At 69.5% G+C, this 18,140-nt stretch carries 14 protein-coding genes; 8 read left to right on the forward strand and 6 right to left on the reverse strand.

What is annotated here, in order from left to right:
- Window positions 1-32: 32 nt before the first annotated feature.
- The 3 genes from AOM45_RS15120 to AOM45_RS15130 are packed head-to-tail and all read right to left on the reverse strand — an operon-like array spanning window position 33 to window position 2,547.
- Window positions 33-1,001 carry an aldo/keto reductase gene (locus tag AOM45_RS15120; RefSeq protein ID WP_030468617.1) on the reverse strand — a complete coding sequence of 323 codons (969 nt, stop codon included), beginning with the start codon at window positions 999-1,001 and terminating at the stop codon, window positions 33-35.
- On the reverse strand, window positions 994-1,746 hold the full coding sequence (locus tag AOM45_RS15125) for an SDR family NAD(P)-dependent oxidoreductase (RefSeq protein ID WP_030468616.1): 753 nt from the start codon (window positions 1,744-1,746) through the stop codon (window positions 994-996). Before AOM45_RS15125 ends, AOM45_RS15120 begins: the two co-directional genes overlap by 8 nt.
- Window positions 1,747-1,767: 21 nt before the next feature.
- Complete coding sequence (locus AOM45_RS15130) at window positions 1,768-2,547, reverse strand: FadR/GntR family transcriptional regulator (protein ID WP_030468615.1); 780 nt, start codon at window positions 2,545-2,547, stop codon at window positions 1,768-1,770.
- Between the two features lie 153 nt (window positions 2,548-2,700).
- Between AOM45_RS15130 and AOM45_RS15135 the strand changes: the two genes are divergently transcribed.
- The 8 genes from AOM45_RS15135 to AOM45_RS15170 all read left to right on the forward strand — a co-directional run bounded on the left by AOM45_RS15135 (window position 2,701) and on the right by AOM45_RS15170 (window position 11,503).
- Entirely contained in the window at window positions 2,701-3,966 is a 1,266-nt protein-coding gene (locus AOM45_RS15135) for an ABC transporter substrate-binding protein (protein ID WP_030468614.1), read from the forward strand.
- Between the two features lie 4 nt (window positions 3,967-3,970).
- Complete coding sequence (locus AOM45_RS15140; protein ID WP_174517907.1) at window positions 3,971-4,912, forward strand: carbohydrate ABC transporter permease; 942 nt, start codon at window positions 3,971-3,973, stop codon at window positions 4,910-4,912.
- On the forward strand, window positions 4,912-5,739 hold the full coding sequence (locus AOM45_RS15145; RefSeq protein WP_030468612.1) for a carbohydrate ABC transporter permease: 828 nt from the start codon (window positions 4,912-4,914) through the stop codon (window positions 5,737-5,739). Before AOM45_RS15140 ends, AOM45_RS15145 begins: the two co-directional genes overlap by 1 nt.
- Window position 5,740: 1 nt before the next feature.
- The gene (locus AOM45_RS15150; RefSeq protein ID WP_030468611.1) at window positions 5,741-6,907 is read left to right on the forward strand and encodes a mandelate racemase/muconate lactonizing enzyme family protein; all 1,167 of its coding nucleotides are present in this window, start codon (window positions 5,741-5,743) and stop codon (window positions 6,905-6,907) included.
- A 10-nt stretch (window positions 6,908-6,917) separates the two neighbouring features.
- Window positions 6,918-7,265 carry an L-rhamnose mutarotase gene (locus AOM45_RS15155; RefSeq protein ID WP_030468610.1) on the forward strand — a complete coding sequence of 116 codons (348 nt, stop codon included), beginning with the start codon at window positions 6,918-6,920 and terminating at the stop codon, window positions 7,263-7,265.
- A gap of 348 nt (window positions 7,266-7,613) precedes the next feature.
- Window positions 7,614-9,977 carry a ricin-type beta-trefoil lectin domain protein gene (locus tag AOM45_RS52875; protein WP_030468609.1) on the forward strand — a complete coding sequence of 788 codons (2,364 nt, stop codon included), beginning with the start codon at window positions 7,614-7,616 and terminating at the stop codon, window positions 9,975-9,977.
- Window positions 9,978-10,065: 88 nt separating this feature from the next.
- The gene (locus tag AOM45_RS15165) at window positions 10,066-11,031 is read left to right on the forward strand and encodes a hypothetical protein (protein ID WP_156093908.1); all 966 of its coding nucleotides are present in this window, start codon (window positions 10,066-10,068) and stop codon (window positions 11,029-11,031) included.
- Window positions 11,032-11,092: 61 nt separating this feature from the next.
- Window positions 11,093-11,503, forward strand: coding sequence for a Calx-beta domain-containing protein (locus AOM45_RS15170; RefSeq protein ID WP_030468607.1), 411 nt, complete (start codon window positions 11,093-11,095; stop codon window positions 11,501-11,503).
- Here the strand turns inward: AOM45_RS15170 and AOM45_RS15175 are convergent.
- The 3 genes from AOM45_RS15175 to AOM45_RS15185 form a co-directional block, all read right to left on the reverse strand.
- Window positions 11,481-14,264 carry an AfsR/SARP family transcriptional regulator gene (locus AOM45_RS15175; RefSeq protein WP_269083646.1) on the reverse strand — a complete coding sequence of 928 codons (2,784 nt, stop codon included), beginning with the start codon at window positions 14,262-14,264 and terminating at the stop codon, window positions 11,481-11,483. The genes AOM45_RS15170 and AOM45_RS15175 overlap by 23 nt on opposite strands.
- 57 nt (window positions 14,265-14,321) lie before the next feature.
- The gene (locus AOM45_RS15180) at window positions 14,322-17,432 is read right to left on the reverse strand and encodes a glycosyl hydrolase family 95 catalytic domain-containing protein (protein WP_063757053.1); all 3,111 of its coding nucleotides are present in this window, start codon (window positions 17,430-17,432) and stop codon (window positions 14,322-14,324) included.
- 131 nt (window positions 17,433-17,563) lie between these two features.
- Complete coding sequence (locus AOM45_RS15185) at window positions 17,564-18,097, reverse strand: DEAD/DEAH box helicase family protein (protein ID WP_030468604.1); 534 nt, start codon at window positions 18,095-18,097, stop codon at window positions 17,564-17,566.
- Between the last annotated feature and the right edge of the window lie 43 nt (window positions 18,098-18,140).

Genomic DNA, 18,140 nt, shown 5'->3' on the forward strand with positions numbered 1-18,140 from the left:
CGCCGTTCCTCAATCGTTCGTGTGGAAGCTGGTCACGGGGTCGGCACGCCGACCTCGATCAGCCGTGCGTCACGCAGTTCCGCCCACAGCGCGGCGGGGACAGGAGTCGTGAACACGGCGACGTTCGCGCGGATCTCGGCCTCGGTGCGGGCTCCGATCAGCGCACCGGTCACCGCGGGGTGACCGAAGGGGAACCACAGCGCCGCGGCCGGCAGCGTCGTGCCGTGCCGCGCGCAGATCGCGGCGATCCGCCTCGCCCGGTCGAGGACCGCGGCCGGGGCCGTGCGGTAGTCGTACGTGGCGGTCTGCGGAACCTCCTGCGTGGCCAGCAGACCGGAGTTGAAGAGCCCGGCGGCGACGACCTCGACGCCGAGCCGCGCGCACAGCGGCAGGAGCTCGGCCAGCGCCGGCTGTTCCAGCAGGGTGTAGCGGCCCGCGAGCAGGATCGTGTCGACGGTGTCCGAACCGGACTCCAGCACGAACCGGGCGAGCATCTGCCACTGGTTCATCCCGATGCCGATCCTGCTGATCACGCCCTGCCGCCGCAGTTCCACCAGCGCGGGCAGGGCCTCGTGCACCGCCTGGTCCCAGTGGTCGTCCGGGTCGTGCAGGTACACGACGTCCACGCGGTCGAGCCCTAGTCGTTCCAAAGAGGACTCCAGACTGCGGCGCACACCCTCCGCGCTGAAGTCCCACACGCGGCGCTGGGTCGCCGGCACCGCGAAGCCCTCTGGATCGAGCCCGCGACCGCCGGGATCGGGCACCAGCAGGCGTCCCACCTTGGTGGACAACAGGAACTCGTCCCGCGGACGGTCCCGCAACGCGGCGCCGAGCCGGCGTTCCGCCAGTCCCAGCCCGTAGTGCGGCGCGGTGTCGAAGATCCGGACACCGGTCTCCCACGCCGCGTCCACCACGGCACGGGCCTCGCGCTCGGTCACTTCCGCGTACAGGTTGCCGAGCGGGGAGGTGCCCAGTCCCAGCCGGCTCACGACATCAGCCACGCGGACGCAACCGCAACGCGTCCATACCGCCGTCCACGGCGAGCACGGTTCCGGTGGTCGACCCCGACAGAGGGCTTGCGAGGTAAGCGATCGACGAGGCGATCTCGTCCGCGCTCACCAGCCGGCCGTGCGGCTGCCTGGCCTCCAGCGCCGCCAGCTCGGCTGCCGGGTCCGCGGCCGTGTCGAGCAGCCTGCGCACCCACGGGGTGTCGGCCGTGCCGGGCGCGACCGCGTTGACGCGGATGCCCTCACGGATGTGGTCGGCCGCGATCGCGCGCGTCAAGGCGTGCACCGCGCCCTTGCTCGCCGAGTACACGGCCCGCTGCGGCAGACCGGCCGTCCCCGCGATGGACCCGGTGTTGACGATGGCGGCGGCACGGGAGTTCCGCAGGTGCGGCAGACAGGCACGCGCCACCCTCGCCATCCCCAGAACGTTGACGTCGAAGACCTTCAGCCACTCGGCGTCCGTCGCGGCGGTCACGTCGCCCTGCGCTCCGATGCCCGCGTTGTTGATCAAGACGTCGATCCCGCCGAAGTGCTCGACCACCGCCGCCACCGCGTCGCGGACGCTCTGGTCGTCCGTGACGTCCGCCCGCACGAACAACATCGCCTCCGGCAGGTCGTCCGCCGCCAGGTCGAGCACCGCGACCCGCGCACCGCGGCCCGCCAGCAGCTCGGCCGTGCTGCGGCCGATGCCGGAGCCACCACCGGTGACCAGCGCCACCAGCCCGTCGAAGTCACTCATGTCGCGTCCGTTCATCCGTGGTCAGCGCTCCAGCCGGCTGGGGTCACCCGCAGCGCTGCGCCGCACGAGCCACGCTTCGGTGATGTGCTCGTACATCGCGGCCGCCGCACCCTCCGGGTCGTGCGCCGCGATCCGCTCGTAGATGCGGCGGTGTCCCTTGTTCGAGGCCACGCACAGCGCGCGGTCGGTCCGGCCGGTGTACCTGGCCGTGTGGAACACCTGGCTCTCCAGCGCCCGCACGACGCCCCTGGCGATGCGGTTGCCGGATGCCCGCATGATCGTGTCGTGGAAGAGGTAGTCCTGGTCGCGATAGGACGCCGGGTCGTCCACCATCTGGTCCATGAGGTCCACGAAAGCGCTCAGCGCGTCCAGCGTCTCCTGGTCGGCGGTGCGGGCGGCCACCAGCGCCATGTCCGACTCGAGCAGCCTGCGCGTGACGACGAGATCGTCGAGGACTCCCAGCGTCTCGTCCTCGGCGATGACCGCCCCGAGGACGAGCTCGTCGAGCATGTTCCACGACGACGGTTCCGTGACGATCGTGCCGGCTCCCTGGCGGACCTGCACGAGACCCTTCTCCTGCAGCACTTTCATCGCCTCGCGGATGACGGTCCTGCTCACCGAGAACGTCTCGCACAGCACCGGCTCCGGCGGCAGCGACGTGCCGGACGGGTGATCGCCGCGCACGATCCGTTCGACGAGCTCGGTCGTGATCGCCCTGGCCAGGTTCGCGGGCCGGCGCGCCCAGCCCGGGGCGGCGAGCGCGCTCACGGACGCGCTCGGTTGCTGGCCTGATGCCGTCATCGTTCCTCCGTTGCACCGCTCGCCGACGGGCTGAGCGTCCGGCCGAGTGTAACCACAAACGGCCGTTGACGTAATACGTCATACGAATTACGTTCAGCAGCACCTCGCCGGACCAGTTGTCGTCCGGCCACCGAAATCGAGAAGTGAGCCTCAATGAAGCAGCGCACACTTTGGACCACGGCCCTGGTGGTGGGCCTGACGCTGACGGCCGGCTGCGGAAGCGCCGCCGGACCCGGTTCGTCCTCCGGCGGTTCGAGCGACAAGCTGGTGGTCTGGGACTGGAAGTCCGGTGACCCCAAGGCGGCGGGCTACGTCGAGAAGGCCAAGGCGGACTTCGCGAAGAAGCACCCCGGCGTGAACGTGGAGTTCGTGGCCCAGCCGTTCGACCAGTACTACACCCTGCTCGGCGCGGCCATCCAGGCCGGCAAGGGACCCGACGTCATCCTCTTCAACGGTGGCGGGCAGATCCGCGACCGCTCCGACGCGCTCGCCCCGCTCGACTCCTACGTCGCCGACGACAAGCAGCGGCTGGCCGGCTGGGACGCGTTCACCAAGGCGGGCAAGGTCTACGCCGAGCCGGTGACCCTGCAGGGCCACCCGATCTACTACAACAAGGACCTCTACCAGAAGGCCGGCATCGACGCTCCCGCGAAGACCTGGGACGACTTCGTCAAGAACTGCGGCGTCGTCACCGCGAAGACCGGCGCCAAGTGCTTCGCGCTGGGCAACAAGGAGGGCGTCGGCATCCAGTTCTTCCTGTCCGCCATGGGATCCGCCGTCCTGACGCCGCAGGAGTACGACGACTGGATCGCGGGCAAGCGCAACTGGTCCTCACCTGACGTCAAGCGCATCTTCGAGCTGTGGAAGCAGACCGCCGACGCCGGGCTCAACACCGACGGCGCCAACTCCACCGCGATGTTCAACGACGCGTTCGCCGCGTTCAACTCCGCCAAGGCCGCCAACGTCATCGGCCTGATGTCGGACGTCGGGCACTGGAAGGACTTCGCCGAGTTCCTGACCCCGGAGAAGCTCGGTGTCATGCAGGCGCCCCTGGTCAACCCCGCGGCGAAGCCGAGCCTGCCCTACGACGGCGGCATCGGGTACGCGGTCGCGAAGTGGACGAAGGACCCGAAGCTCGCCGCGGACCTGGTGCGGTCGCTGACCTCCACCGAGGCGCTCAAGGCGTTCTACGTGGACGGTGGCGCGATCGCCTCCGACACCACGATCGACACCTCCGCGGGCGGTCCCGCCGTCAAGACCATCGTCTCCGAGGTCAAGTCCGGCAAGCCCGCCTTGCACGTCGCCCTGTCGTCCAAGACGATCGATCTCATGGGACGGCTCTCCCAGCAGTTGCTCAGCGGCTCCACCACGGTGGACGACGTGCTGCAGCAGCTGGCGGCGTCGGACAAGACGGGCTGACGTCGTGGCGGCACCCTCTCTGTCTCCGGCGGGCTCGGTCTCGGCCGAGCCCGCCGGGGTGCGGCGGCGCACTCGCGTGGGCTCGCGGGCCGAACGCCTGGCACCGCTGGTCCTCGTGGCACCGGCCGTCCTGATCATCGTCGTGCTGCGGTTGTGGCCCCTCGTGCTCGGGGTGAACTTCTCGTTCACCGGCGACGGCGACCGCAACGGGATGATGGTCGGCTTCGCCAACTACCTCACCCTGTTCAGCGACCCGTTGTTCCGCACGGCGTTGCGCAACGTCGGTCTGCTCGTGCTGCTGCTGCCGGTGGCGGTCGCGATTCCGGGTCTGCTCGCGACGTTCATCTACCTGCGGGTGCCGGGACATCGGCTCTACCGCGGTGTCTACTTCTTCCCCGCCGTGCTCTCACCGGTGATCGTCGGCGCGATCTTCAACCTGCTGCTCGCGTTCGACGGTCCGCTCAACCGGCTGCTCGGCGGTCTCGGCCTGGGACCGGTGGACTGGCTCGGCGATCCCGGCGTGGCGATCTTCACCGTCGTCGGGGTGCACGTCTGGGCGACGTTCGGCATGGCGCTGGTGGTCTTCCTCGCCGGGTTCGCCACGCTCGACTCGTCCCTGCTGGATGCGGCCAAAGTGGACGGTGCGTCGTTCGCGCAGACCATCTGGCACGTGATCGTCCCGAGCCTGTCGCGCACCATCCAGTTCGTCTTCGTCACCACCATGATCGGCATGCTGACCTCGATGTTCGGTCTGCTGTACGTGATGACGAGCGGCGGGCCGGAGGGGTCGACCTACCTGCCCGAGTACTACATCTGGATCCAGCAGGGGCAGATGAACCAGCCCGCGCTGGCCTCCGCCGCCTCCACCGCACTGTTCCTGATCATGCTCGTCGTGGGGCTGGCTCAGATCGGCATCCTGCGACGTGCCGCCGGCAAGGAGGACTGATGTCCGGCTCCCGGTTGACCAAGTGGGTCGTCGCCGTCCCGATGGCCGTGCTCGCGCTGGCCACCGTGTATCCCCTGGTGTTCACCACCAACGTGGCGATGAAGACCCGCCGCGACTACACCCTCGACCGGTTCTCCCTGGCGGACTCGCTGCGGTGGGACAACGTCGTCAAGGCGTGGACGAGCGTGGGGATGTCGAAGTACTTCCTCAACTCGGTGGTCGTCGTGGCGTGCTCGGTGGCGCTGTTGCTGCTGCTCGGGTCGATGGCGGGCTTCGCGTTGGGACGGCTGCGTTTCCGCGGTTCGTCCACGCTGTTCCTCGGCATCCTCGCGGCGCTGTTCGTGCCGTTCCAGGTGATCATGGTGCCGCTCGCGCGGATCATGGCCGACAGCGGGCTCATCGACACGTATCCGGGGCTCGTCCTCGCCTACGTGGCCCAGTTCCTGCCGTTCACGATCTTCCTGCTGACCAGCTACTACTCGACCGTGCCCGCGGAGATCGTCGACGCGGCCCGCATCGACGGGAACACCGTCTACGGGGTCTACTGGCGGATCATGCTGCCGATCGGCGCGCCCGCGCTGCTGTCCGTCGGCGTGCTCAACGCCCTGTTCTGCTGGAACGACGTGCTCATCTCGTTGTTGATGATGCCGTCCGCCGAGCACCGCACCCTGATGGTCGGAGTCACCTCGTTGCGCGGGCAGTACTCCGACGACATCCCCACGTTCGCGTCCGGCGTGCTGATCGCCGCGATCCCCGTGCTGGTCGTCTACCTGTTCCTGCAACGACAGATCGCCGACGGTGTCACCGCCGGGTCCACGAAGGGCTGACATGCGCATCACTGGTCTGCGGACCCTCACCACGATCCACGACTGGGGCCGGCCGGTGGGGGACGCCAACGGCGTCTACGCCGACGGCGTCGTACGGGTCCCGATCGTCGTCGTCGAGACGGACGCGGGCATCAGCGGCGTCGGCCTCGGGCCGCACGTCGAGATCGAGAGCGTCTTCTCCGCCATCGAGGGCGAGGACCCCAGGTCCGTCACCGCCCTCTACGACCGCATGCAGCGCCGGATGTTCAAGGCGGGTCACGCGGGCGCCGTGTTCGGCACGATCGGAGCGCTCGACACCGCGCTGTGGGACATCAAGGCGCAGGCGGCGGGAGAACCGTTGTGGCGCCTGCTCGGCGGCCGCGACCGCCGGGTGCCGGCCTACGCCTCGGCGCTGGACATCGCGCTCGACGACGACGAGTTCGTCTCGGTGTACCAGGAGTACGCCGACCGCGGGCTGCGCGCGGCGAAGATCAAGGGCGGTCTCGACGTCGAGCACGACACGTACCGCCTCGGCCTCGTCCGCGACGTCCTCGCGAAGGCCGGCCGCGGCACGAGGCCGAGCCTGATGCTCGACGTCAACGAGACCTGGACGCGCAAGCAGGCGGTCCGGTACGTCAGCGAGATCGAACGCACCCACGACCTGACGTGGATCGAGGAACCGGTCCGGCGCTGGGACGCCGAAGGGCACGCGGTGGTCGGCCGCGGCATCCGCGCCTCGGTCGCCACCGGCGAGAACCTGACCGGGCTCGAACAACACCGGTCGCTCATCGCGGCGGGAGCCGTCGACGTCGTGCAGACGGCCGCGGTCTGGGGCATCACCCACTTCCTGCGGGTCGCCACCCTCGCCCACGCCCACGACCTGCCCGTGAGCCCCATCGGCACCACACCGCTCGGCCTGCTGCACGCCGCCACGTCCGTGCCCAACCACCTGGTGAGCGAACTGCAGGACCTGCGGCCGCCGCTCGGCGTCTCCGTGGACGCGCACGTCGAGGGCGGGGCGTACGTGCTCGGCGACACCCCGGGCCTGGGCCTGCGCGTCGACGAGGAAGCCGTCGCGGCGGCGAAGCACCTGCTCCCCCACCCGCTCTCCGGCGGCTCCCACATCCGTCCGGACCGCGCCGGACACCGCCTCCACGTCGTCGAACCGGACGCCCCCGTCACCGCCTGAGGAGACCACAATGGACAGCCCACAGCGCTTCGGCATGGTGATCCGTCTCCGCGACGAACACCGCGAGGAGTACCTCCGGCTCCACTCGGCCGTGTGGCCCGGCGTCGAACGAGCGATGCTCGACGTCGGCATCCGGAACTTCACGATCTTCCTGCACGGTGACCTGCTCTTCGGCTACTACGAGTTCCACGGCGACGACCACGACGCCGCCCAGGCGAGCATCGCCGCCGACCCGGAGACCCAGCGGTGGTGGACGCTGACCGACCCGTGCCAGGAGTCCCTGGCCGAGCCGGGCTCCGGCCACTGGTGGGCACCGATGCAGGAGGTCTGGCATCTGGAGCCGCCCACCACCGCGTGACGCCCTGAGGGCCCGCGCCGACGTCCGGCTCGGCGCGGGCCCGCACACCGGTGTCGCCCGTGAGCCGTGCCGCGGCCGTCGTGGGCCGGGCACCGCGGCGACGTGAGCCGTGCCGCCAGGTCCCAGCCGCCGCGGGCCAGACGCCGACACCGGCACAACACGGCAACGTGAGCCGTGCTGCGAGGCCGTGAGCCGTGCCGCCCACCACACACCACCACCGGCACAACGCAGCAACACGAGCCGCGCCACCACGCACCGGACGCCGACTCCGGCACAACCAACACAGTCTCCGGCCGCTGTGACGGCCGGTGTTCTCGCACGCCCCTTTCCCCCCGAATGGAGCCAGCAATGAAGCTGCTCGCTTCCCTGATCGGCCGGTCCGCCGCCGCCGCTCTCTTAGCGCTCGGTGGCATCACCGTCGCCTCGGCCCCCGCCACGGCCGCCGTCATGACCACCCTCTACGCCTCTCCCACCGGATCCGGCACGGCCTGCTCGTCCGCCCAGCCGTGTTCGATCACGCAGGCCCAGGCGTCCGTGAGGACGCTCGTCCCGACGATGACCGGCGACGTCGTGGTCCAGCTCGCCGGCGGCACGTACACGTTGAGCTCACCGCTCACCTTCACCGCCGCCGACTCCGGCACCAGCGGCCACACCGTGATCTGGCAGGGCTCGCAGGGTTCGGTCATCTCCGGCGGCCAGAAGGTCACCGGCTGGACGCAGGCGGACGCCGCGCAGAACATCTGGAAGGCGAACGTCGGCACCGGGTTCGACACCCGCCAGCTCTACGTCGACGGCAAGATCGCGACGCGGGCCCGCACCGCGGTCAACCGGTCCGACTTCACGCTCACGTCCAGCGGGATGACCTTCACCAGCAGCGCGTTGTCGTACCTGAACAACCTCGGCAACAAGAACAGGGTCGAGCTCGAGTCGGCCAACTCGTTCACCGACCGGTTCACGCCGGTGCAGTCGATCTCCGGCAACACGATCACGATGCAGCAACCCGCGTGGGACAACAACACCTGGGGCTGGGACACCGTCCAGTTCCCGTTCAACCAGGCGGGGTTCTGGCTGGAGAACGCGCGGGAGTTCCTCGACGCCGAGGGCGAGTGGTACCTCGACACGGCCACCGGCACCCTCTACTACAAGCCGTTGGCGGGCCAGAACATCGCGAACGCCGACGTGCGGCTGCCGCGGTTGCAGTCGTTGGTGAACGTCGGCGGCACCTATGACGCGCCGGCCCACAACATCTCGTTCAGCGGCCTGCAGTTCTCGCACACGAGCTGGCTGTTGCCGAGCACGAACGAGGGCTACGCCGACCAGCAGACCGGCGGCTACATCCGGGGAACGTGGAGCACCAGGCCTTCGAACGCGTTCAGCACCTGCGGTTCCGGCTGCTCCCAGTTCGAGTCGACCCGTCCCGGCTTCAGCCAGATGCCCGCGGCCGTCCAGGTGTCGGCCGCCAACGCCATCACCTTCAGCGGCAGCAGGTTCACGAACATCGGCCAGGTCGGCGTCGGCATCGGCAACGACGCCAACGGCCACACCACCGGTGTCGGGCTCGGCGCGAACAACATCACGGTCACCGGCAGCACCTTCGAGCAGATCTCGGCCGGCGGCATCGTCGTCGGCGGCCTGCGGGCCGACGCGCACCACCCGAGCGACAGCCGCATGACGGTCCAGAACATCACCCTCAGCAACAACAAGGTCCACGACGTCGCTCTCGAGTACCGCAGCCACGTCGGCGTCCTGGTCACCTACGCCACGAACGCGACCATCTCGCACAACGAGATCTACAACCTGCCGTACTCGGGCCTCAACCTGGGCTACGGCTGGGGCATCAACGACCCCGGCGGCAGCCAGGAGTACCAGAACCGCGGCACGTACAACTACCAGCCGCTCTACACCACGGCGACGACGGCGAAGAACAACCTCGTCCTCGGCAACCACATCCACGACACGATGACGACCATGTCGGACGGCGGCGGTTTCTACATGCTGTCCGCGAGCCCCGGCACGGTGCTCAGGCAGAACTACTTCAGGTCCATGAACCGCGGCTTCGACATGTACTTCGACGAGGGGTCGCGCTACGTCTCGGTGACGGGCAACGTCTACCAGGGCGGCTGGAACTGGGCTCACGCGAACGCCAGCGACAACAACCACACCGGTGACCTCACGCTTACGAACAACTGGTCCGACCACGACGGTGCCGACATCACGAACGGCACGCGCGGCAACACCGTCACGGGCACCGTCTTCGTCAGCAACGGCGCCTGGCCGAGCGGCGCGCAGAACGTGATGGCGGCCGCCGGCGTCCAGCCCACCCAGAACGTGAAGATCCTCGGCCAGCAGTCGGGCCGCTGCGTCGACATCAACGGCGCTTCGACCACCAACGGTGAACAGGCCCAGCTGTGGGACTGCTCCGGCAACACCAACCAGCGGTGGACCTACACGTCGAACAAGCAGCTCGTCGTGTACGGCAACAAGTGCCTCGACGCCTTCGGTGCCGGGACCGCCAACGGGACCGCGGCCGTGATCTGGGACTGCAACGGCGGCGCCAACCAGCAGTGGAACGTCAACGCCGACGGCACGATCACCGGTGTGCAGTCGGGGAGGTGCCTCGACGCGATCGCCCTGGGCACCACCAACGGGACCAAGCTGCACCTGTGGGACTGCTGGGGTGGCGCCAACCAGCAGTGGAACCTGATTCCCTGACCGGTTCCGCAACAACAGCACGACAACCGAGCTACAACAGCACGCAGGTACTCCTTCGGTGAGCAAACCACAACCGAGGGAGGACATGGTGAGAACCAAGCTGGCGGCGGTGCTGCTCGGAGTGCTGGCGGTCGTGGGGCTCGTCGTCGTTCCGGCGGCGAGCGCCACGCCGTTCTACCGCGATGTCTACATGCGGGACAACGCCGGCGACGTGGGCAACGAGCCCAGCGCCGGCAGCATCTACACCAGTCCCGACATCAAGGTCTGCTGGACACCCGTGCCGTGCGCGGTGTCGCAGAACCCCAGAGTCGGGCTGAACAACTACGTGTTCGTGACGTTGCGCCGCAAGCCCGGCGGCATCGGCAACGTCGACGGCAACCTCGTGCTGTACCGCAGCAACCTCGGCGGCGGGACGGCGTGGCCGGGCGGCTGGACGTACATCAACAACATCGGCGCCAGCGTGCCGGTGGGCGGCACCACGGTCATGCTCACCTGGCCGGGCTGGAACGTGCCGGGTCCCGCGCACTTCTGCCTGCTCGCGCGCTGGGTGTCCCCCAACATCGACCCGATGACGTTCGCCGAGGGACCCAACACTCAGCTCAACGCCCAGCGGAACAACAACATCGTGTGGCGCAACGTCAACTCGGTGCGGGTGTTCCCGGACCGGCCGTACTGGGTGACGTACACCATCGGCAACCCGAACCCGTTCGACGGCAGGCAGAGCCTGATCCTCGAGCAGCCGGAGCGGCCGTTCGCGGGCAGGGTGACGATCGATCTCGGCCAGGAGCTCACGGCCAGGTGGCGGGCCGCCGGGCAGAAGGGCGCCGGGCTGAAGCAGGTGGGCGAGACGCAGTTCCAGATCGTCGAGCCGAAGCTCGCCCGTCTCGACGGGCTGGCGCTCAAGGGTGAGGAGCGCATCGAGATCGGCCTGACGTTCGAGACCGACGTCGAGGCGGAGCCCGCGGTGCTGCAGGTGCGCCAGGTCGACGAGCGGGAGGGCGACCTCGGTGGCGCGGAGTACCGGATCAACGAGAAGGAGAACGACAAGGAGTGAGTATCAGCCCCGGCAGGTCCGTCTCCGTTGAGCGGAGACGGACCTGCCGAAGGGGTGCTCAATGAAGACGCTCATGGTTCTGTTGCTGCTGTTGCTGGGAATCGTTCCCGCACAAGGAGTACCGGACTGCGACCAGCCCGACTGCCCGATCGTCGTGGACGCCCAGGACGGCCCGGTGCACGAGAGAGCGGACGACTACTCCGCTGTGGTGAAACTGCGCAACGGGGCGGCGAAGCAGAACGTCGAAGTGGCGTACAAGTTCGTCGACGGCACGGCGAAGCTGGGTGAGGACTACAAGGCGGCGCCGAACGGAACGGTCACGATCAAGGCGGGTCAGACCAGCGCCCGGATTCCGTACACGGTGCTGCGCGTCGACGGTCAGCAGAAGCAGTTCTACCTGCAGATCACCGCGGTGAAGCCGGGCGAGATCGGCAAGGCCGTGGGCGTGTTCACGATCGGCGGCAAGAGGTGAACAGCGCCAGGGCCTGAGCCCAGTGCCTCGCGGCCTCGGTCCACCGCCCGCACCGGCCCTCCAGGTCGGCCGCCGTGCGGTGGACCGAGGCCTCCTCGAACTCGTCGGGTGCCTGGGCACGCGCGGCCAGTGCGGCCACGAGGTGGTCGCGGGCGGCGGCGAGGTCCCCCAGCGCCAGCTCGGTCTCGCCGAGGTGGTGCAGTGCCGACGCCTCGCGGTGGCGGTCGCCGAGCGCACGGCACACCTCGAGAGAGGCGGTCAGGTGTTCCCGTGCCACGGCCGGGTCGCCGAGCGCGAGCTGCGTGACACCGAGGTGGGCCAGCGCGTCGGCCTCGAAGCGGTGGTCGGTGACCTCACGGCTGATCCGCAACGCGTCACCGAAGTAGCGCAGTGCCGGTGCGCGGTCGGCGAGCTGGTGGAACGCGTTGCCCAGCGACATGAGGGTCGCCGCCTCCAGCCGGGAGTTCCCCTTGGCGCGGAAGGTTTCCAGCGCCGCGAACAACGGTTCGACCGCCAGGTCCGGCCGGCCCATCCGCACGTAGGTGTAACCGAGGTTGCGCCTGGCGAGCGCCACCCCCACCTCGTCGCCCGCGGCGCCGTGCACCCGTGTCGCCGCCTGGTACGACTCCAGCGCCTGCCCGAACTCGCGCAGCTCCGAGTGCGCGTTGCCGATGTTGTTGTGCAGCCGCGCTTCCCCGCGCAGATCACCTGCCTCCCGCACCAGCGCGAGCGCTTGTCGTTGCACCACCATGGCTTCGGCGATGCGTGAGGTCATCTGCAACGCGATTCCGAGTCCGCGCAACATCTCCGCCTCGGCGCGCGGGTCGCCGAGCGCGCGGGCCGCGGTGACGGCGTGCTCGCACTGCTCGACGCGAGCGGCCCAGTTGCCGCGCGCCTCGAAGTAGCTCGTGAGCAGGTACGCCAGCTGCCACGTCTCCCGGTGCAGCCCGCGGCGGGCCGCGAGCCGGATCACGTGCGACATGTTGTCGCGCTCGGCGTCGAGGCAGGCGAGCACTTCGGCCCGGTCCGCGGTGAACGGGAGGTCGTCGCACGGCGCACGGGTCACGAGGTCATGCCGCGGGTTGAGCACCTGGCCGGCCGCGTGGGCGATCGTGAGGTACCGGTCGAGCATCCGCTCCACGCCGTCACCGAGGTCGCCGCTCTGCCGGGCGAACAGGCGGACCAGGTCGTGCAACGCGTACCGGCCGTTGCCCACCTCGCTGACGAGGTGCGTCGCGACGAGCTCGTCGAGGCCAGGGCCCAGCGCGTCGGCGAGGTCGGCGGGGAAGCTCGCACCGGGATGTTCGCCGAGCACGCGGAACAAGCGCGCCGCAGGTTCGCTCAACGTGCGGTGTGCGCTGGCGAACACGGTGCGCACCGTGCGGTCGTCGCCGTCGACCGTCAGCACGTCCAACGGGTCGTTGCGGGTCAACTCCCGGACCAGGTCCGCGATCCGCCTGCCGGGCCGGACCGCGAGACGCGCGGCCGCGATGCGCAACGCGAGCGGCAATCGTCCACAGTGGACGACCAGGTCCGTCGTCGCGGCCGACTCCGCGTGCACCCTGGTCTCCCCGAGGATCCCGGTCAGCAGGGAATGCGCCTCCGGCTCGCTCAGCAGGCCGAGCCGCACGGTGTGCACGGCGTGGCGCGTGCCGAGCGCGGAGAGCGTGTCGCGACTCGTGATCAGCAGCAGGTTGCCCTGGTCGCCCGGCACCAGCGGCAGCACGTCACGCGCGCGGCGCACGTCGTCCAGCACGATGAGCACCCGCTTGCCGTGCAACAACGTCCGGTACAGCGCGGCCGGATCGGCTGACACGCGATCCGACGGAACGCCGAGGCTGTGCAGCATCTCGGTCAGCGCCTGGGCGGGCGTGAGCCGTTGCAGGTCCAGGAACACCTGCCCGTCGGGGAAGCGTTCGGCGACGCGGTGCGCCCACTCGACCGCGAACGTGGTCTTGCCGACCCCCGCCACACCGGAGACCACGACGATCGGCGGCAGGCAGGCCAGTTCGGCGAACTCGGCGGCACGGCCGGTGAAATGACCGGCGCGGGCGGGCAGCTGGGCCGGTTTCGCGCTCTGCAACGCGGGGTCGCGGCGCAGGATCGCGGTGTGCAGCGCGGTGAGCTCGGGGCCGGGGTCGGTGCCGAGCTCGTCGGCGAGCCGGGATCTCAGCTTCCGGAACGCTTCGAGCGCGTCGGCGTGCCTCCCGTCGAGGTGCAACGCCCGCATCAGCAGGCCGACGAGCCGTTCCCGCGTGGGATGGCTCCCCACCAGCCGTTCGAGCTCCGCGATCGCGTCCTGGTGGTCGAGCCGGTCGGCCCAGTGGACCTCCAGCGCGGTGATTCGCTGTTCCCGCAACCGGTGGATCTCCGCGCGGCCCCAGCCGAACAGCTCGGTGCCGGCCGCCGGCTCACCCCGCCACAGGCTGAGGTCCCTCGTCCGTTCGAACAGCTCGGCGTCGACGGTCGCGTCCAGCTGGTAGCCGCCGGGCTTGGTGACGAGCGCGCCGGGCAGGCCGCAGTCGGCGAGTGCCTGCCGCACGCGGGCGACGTAGCTGTGCAACGACCGCACGGCCGTGCGCGGCGGATCCTCGCCCCACAACACGTCCACGAGACCCTCGACCGGGACCGTGGCACCCGCGCGCAGTGCGAGGACCGCGATGATGCCGTGTTGCCGCGCACCGCTCAGTGCGGCCCGCCCGTGCGGGCCGCACACCTCGACCGGCCCGAGAATCCGGACCTCACCACGTGGTCCCCCCACGTGGTGAACGGTAGCCCGCAGGCAGGACCTGGCGGCAGTGCGGATTCGCTTATGGCGTCACAAGGTCCACCGCTGCGCACCGGACCCGTTGCAGCTCCACAGCTGCACCCGCGTCCCGGTGACGTCGAGGCACTTGCCGCCGATACCGGTGATGGAACCGTTGGCCTGCAACGACCACTTCTGGTTCGGACTACCCGAACAAGACCACACGATCACACTGGTCCCATCCGCCGACGAACCACCCGACGCGTCCAGGCACAGGCCGCCGTTGCCGGTGATGGAACCGTTGGCCCCGTTGAGGGTCCACCGTTGCGCGGTACCGCGGTCGCAGTCGGCGATCCTGACCTGGGACCCGGACGTGGCGGCGGCGTCGAGACACCTTCGTGCCGCCGGGTTGACCAGCGCGGTCGACCACTTCTGCGTGGCCGAGTCGGTGCACGTCCACAGTCTGACCTCGGTGGCGACGTCGAGGCACTTGCCGCCGATACCGGTGATGGAACCGTTGGCCTGCAACGACCACTTCTGGTTCGCACTACCCGAACAAGGCCACACGATCACACTGGTCCCATCCGCCGACGAACCGCCTGAGGCGTCCAGGCACTTGCCGTCCTTGCCGACCAACGCGTTCGTCGCCTCGGCGTAACGCCAGTCCTGCGAAGCGGCGCTGGTGCAGTCGGACACCACCACGTGGGTGCCGTCGGCGCTGCTGCCGCCCACCGGGTCGAGGCAACGGCCCGCGTTGCGCACCGGGTTGGCCGGCGGTGTGCCGGTGGCCCGGTAGGAGCGGCCGGCCACGGCAGCGAAGGTGACGCGGTCGCCGTTGCGGGTGCCGCTCACCGCCTGTCCTGTCGAGGTGTCGACGAGTGTGTAGGCGCCGGAGAAGATCGCGTTGCGCAGGGTCAGGCTGCCGGAGAACGCCGGGGTCGCGGTGAAGTCCACGCCGCCCGCGCTGGTCCAGGACGCGTCCACGGTGACGTTGCCGCGGGCCTTGAGGCCGCTCACCGAGCCCGACGTCCACGCGCCCGGCTTGGCGGGCAGGACGTGGACGTCCCCGTTCTGGCTCTGCAGCAGCATCTCGGTGATGCCGGCGGTCGCGCCGAAGTTGCCGTCGATCTGGAACGGCGGGTGGGTGTCGAAGAGGTTGGCCAGCGTGGAGTTCTTGAGCTGTTCGGAGAGCATCTTGTGGGAGTGGTCGCCGTCGAGCAGCCGCGCCCAGAAGTTGACCTTCCACGCCTTGCTCCACCCGGTTCCGCCGTCGCCGCGCGCGGTCAGTGACACCTTGGCGGCGTCACCGAACGCCGAGCCCGCCGTGATCTGCCGGCCGGGGTGCAGCGCGTAGAGGTGCGAGATGTGCCGGTGGTCGTCGGTCCTTGCGTCCAGATCCGCTTTCCACTCCTGGAGCTGACCCCAAGAGCCGACCCGCAGGCCGGGGTCGAGCTTGTCCAGCGCGGCCTGCACCTGAGCGCGGAACGTGGTGTCCACGCCGAGAGTGGAGGACGCGGCGACGGTGTCGTTGAACAGGCCCCACACGATCTGCTGCGCCATCGAGTCGCCCGCGGTGAAGTCGCCGTGCTCCGGCGAGTACGACGGCGTGGCGACGAGCTTGCCGTCACGCGGGTCGGTGCGCAGGTTCGCCAGCCAGAACTCGCTGGCGCCCTTGAGCAGCGGGTAGACCCTGTTGAGCAGCGCCGGGTCTTGGCCGAACCGGTAGAGGTCGTAGAGCTGGGAGGCGAGCCAGCCGTTCGCCTCGGGGAACCAGAACGCCGTCGCCCAGTCGTGCACGCCCGTGAAGCCGAACGGGTTGGTCTCGTTCTGCACCACCCAACCACCGGTGCCGAAGACGTTGGCGGCGCTCGCCTCACCCGGTGCCTTCATCTGTTCCACGAACCTGACGTACGGCTCCGCGGTCTCGGCCAGGTTCGCCTGCGCCGCGTGCCAGTAGTTCATCTGGACGTTGATGTTGGTGTGGTAGTCCGACGCCCACGGCGGCGAGGTCGACTGGTTCCACACGCCCTGGAGGTTGGCGGGCAGCGAACCCGGCCGGGACGACGCGATGAGCAGGTAGCGGCCGTACTGGTAGAACAACGCCTCCAGCGCGCGGTCGTCCGCCGAGGTGCCACCCGTGTACGCGGCGCGCAGGTCGTCGGTGGGCTTGTCCGGCATCACCTGGCCGATGTTGAGCTTCACCCGGTCGAACAACGCCTTGTGGTCGGCGACGTGCTCCGCGCGCAACGTCGCGTACGACTTGGCCGCCGCCGCGTCGACCGCGGCCGTGACCGCGTTCCGGGGGTCGGCGCCGCGGTAGGACGGGTAGGTGTCGGCGTAGTTCGTGCCTGCACCGATGACGAAGGTCGCGCTGTTCGCGCCCGACACCGTCACCGTGCTGCCGCTGCTGGTGACCGTTCCGCCGTCGGTGAGCACGCGGATCTGCGCCTCGAAGATCATGCCGTTGTCGGCGAGCGTGCCGCGCACGGTCAACCTGCCGTTCGACGCGGACGCCGTGAAGTCCGACCGCGGTGAGCTGTACCGGAGCGTGAACGACACCTTGCCGGACTGGTTCGCGCCGAGCCGCCCGACCATCACCTCGCCCGGGTAGCTCGCGAAGTACTCGCGGTTGTAGGCGACTCCGCCGTCGGTGTAGCTGACCTTGGCGGTGGCGTCTCCGATGTTGAGCTCACGCCGGTAGCCGGTGGAGGAGCCGGACTGACCGGCCAGGTCCAGGTGCAGGTCGCCGAACGTCTGGTAGGCGCCGAACCCGGACTTGCGCTGGCCGAGCTTGCCCGCCACCCAGTTCGGATCCGCCTTGCCGTCGCGGTTGATCACGTCGACGACCTCCTGCAGCGCTCCCGGCCGCGGCGAGGTCCAGTTGCCGAAGTTGTACCCCGGTGAGCCGGGGCCGCCGGTCCACAGCGACTTCTCGTTGAACTGCAACCGTTCCGAGGACGTGCCGCCGAAGACCATCGCCCCGAGCGCGCCGTTGCCGATCGGCAGGGCACGGCTCTCCCAGTCGTTCGCCGGTTCGTCGTACCAGAGGGTGTTGCCGTCCGCCGCGGCCTGCGCCGAGGCGGTGGGGACGGCCGAGGGCCGCAACGCGACACCCGTCGACGCGACCACCGTCAGCGCGGCGGCCACGGCCAGCAGCCTGGTACCCGACCTGAGCCTGCCCATATCGCTCCCTTGCGATAGATCGGAGGACTCGCCGTGATCAGCGTTCGATCCCTGCGAATGCCGAGCATGATGCGGGAGCGGTGGTCACTTGCACAAGAATTGATCGGATGAATGTCGAACGTGTTCGACGCTCAACGATTCAGCCAGCCGGTCGCCGCGACGACCTCACGAGCGATCACGGCCACAGCCCGGCCGTCGGTCGCAATGCGGACGACGTCTGTCGGTGCGGCTTCCGCCAGATGCACGGCCATGGTGGCGCTGCGCTGGAGGTGTGCGTCGAGCTGGCCGCCGATCTCGCGCGCGGTCAGGCGGTTCCGGGCCGTGGCGTCCTCGGCGGTGAGGAGCACCGAGGTGATCCGAGGGGTGCCGCCCATCGCTCTGGCGATCAGGTCGGGTTCCAGGACCGAGACGGTGTTGGTGTAGATGAGCCGCCGGTAGCCGAGCCCGGCGTAGTTGCCCCACAGCGCGGCGAGGTTGGCCTCCGTCATCTTCGTGCGGGAGGGGTCGTCCGGCGGCGCGGGAAACGCCTGGTCGAGGTTGTCGCCCTCGACCAGGCAGTGGGAGACGCCGGCGGCCTGCAACTGCGCGGAGACCTCCCAGCCGACCGTGGTCTTGCCGACGCCGGAACGTCCCCCGATTAGCAGTGCTTCGGTGTGATCAGGCACGAGGCCCACTTCTACCGCTCCGAACGGCGTTCGACACTGGTCG

It is taken from the genome of Lentzea aerocolonigenes (assembly GCF_000974445.1).
Classification (GTDB): domain Bacteria; phylum Actinomycetota; class Actinomycetes; order Mycobacteriales; family Pseudonocardiaceae; genus Lentzea; species Lentzea aerocolonigenes.

Excerpts from the sequence above, each read along its gene's own strand:
- AOM45_RS52875 (WP_030468609.1), top strand. The coding sequence starts at position 7,614 with ATGAAGCTGCTCGCTTCCCTGATCGGCCGGTCCGCCGCCGCCGCTCTC.
- AOM45_RS15170 (WP_030468607.1), top strand. The coding sequence starts at position 11,093 with ATGAAGACGCTCATGGTTCTGTTGCTGCTGTTGCTGGGAATCGTTCCC.
- AOM45_RS15125 (WP_030468616.1), bottom strand. The coding sequence starts at position 1,746 with ATGAGTGACTTCGACGGGCTGGTGGCGCTGGTCACCGGTGGTGGCTCC.
- AOM45_RS15180 (WP_063757053.1), bottom strand. The coding sequence starts at position 17,432 with ATGGGCAGGCTCAGGTCGGGTACCAGGCTGCTGGCCGTGGCCGCCGCG.
- AOM45_RS15145 (WP_030468612.1), top strand. The coding sequence starts at position 4,912 with ATGTCCGGCTCCCGGTTGACCAAGTGGGTCGTCGCCGTCCCGATGGCC.
- AOM45_RS15150 (WP_030468611.1), top strand. The coding sequence starts at position 5,741 with ATGCGCATCACTGGTCTGCGGACCCTCACCACGATCCACGACTGGGGC.
- AOM45_RS15130 (WP_030468615.1), bottom strand. The coding sequence starts at position 2,547 with ATGACGGCATCAGGCCAGCAACCGAGCGCGTCCGTGAGCGCGCTCGCC.
- AOM45_RS15155 (WP_030468610.1), top strand. The coding sequence starts at position 6,918 with ATGGACAGCCCACAGCGCTTCGGCATGGTGATCCGTCTCCGCGACGAA.
- AOM45_RS15135 (WP_030468614.1), top strand. The coding sequence starts at position 2,701 with ATGAAGCAGCGCACACTTTGGACCACGGCCCTGGTGGTGGGCCTGACG.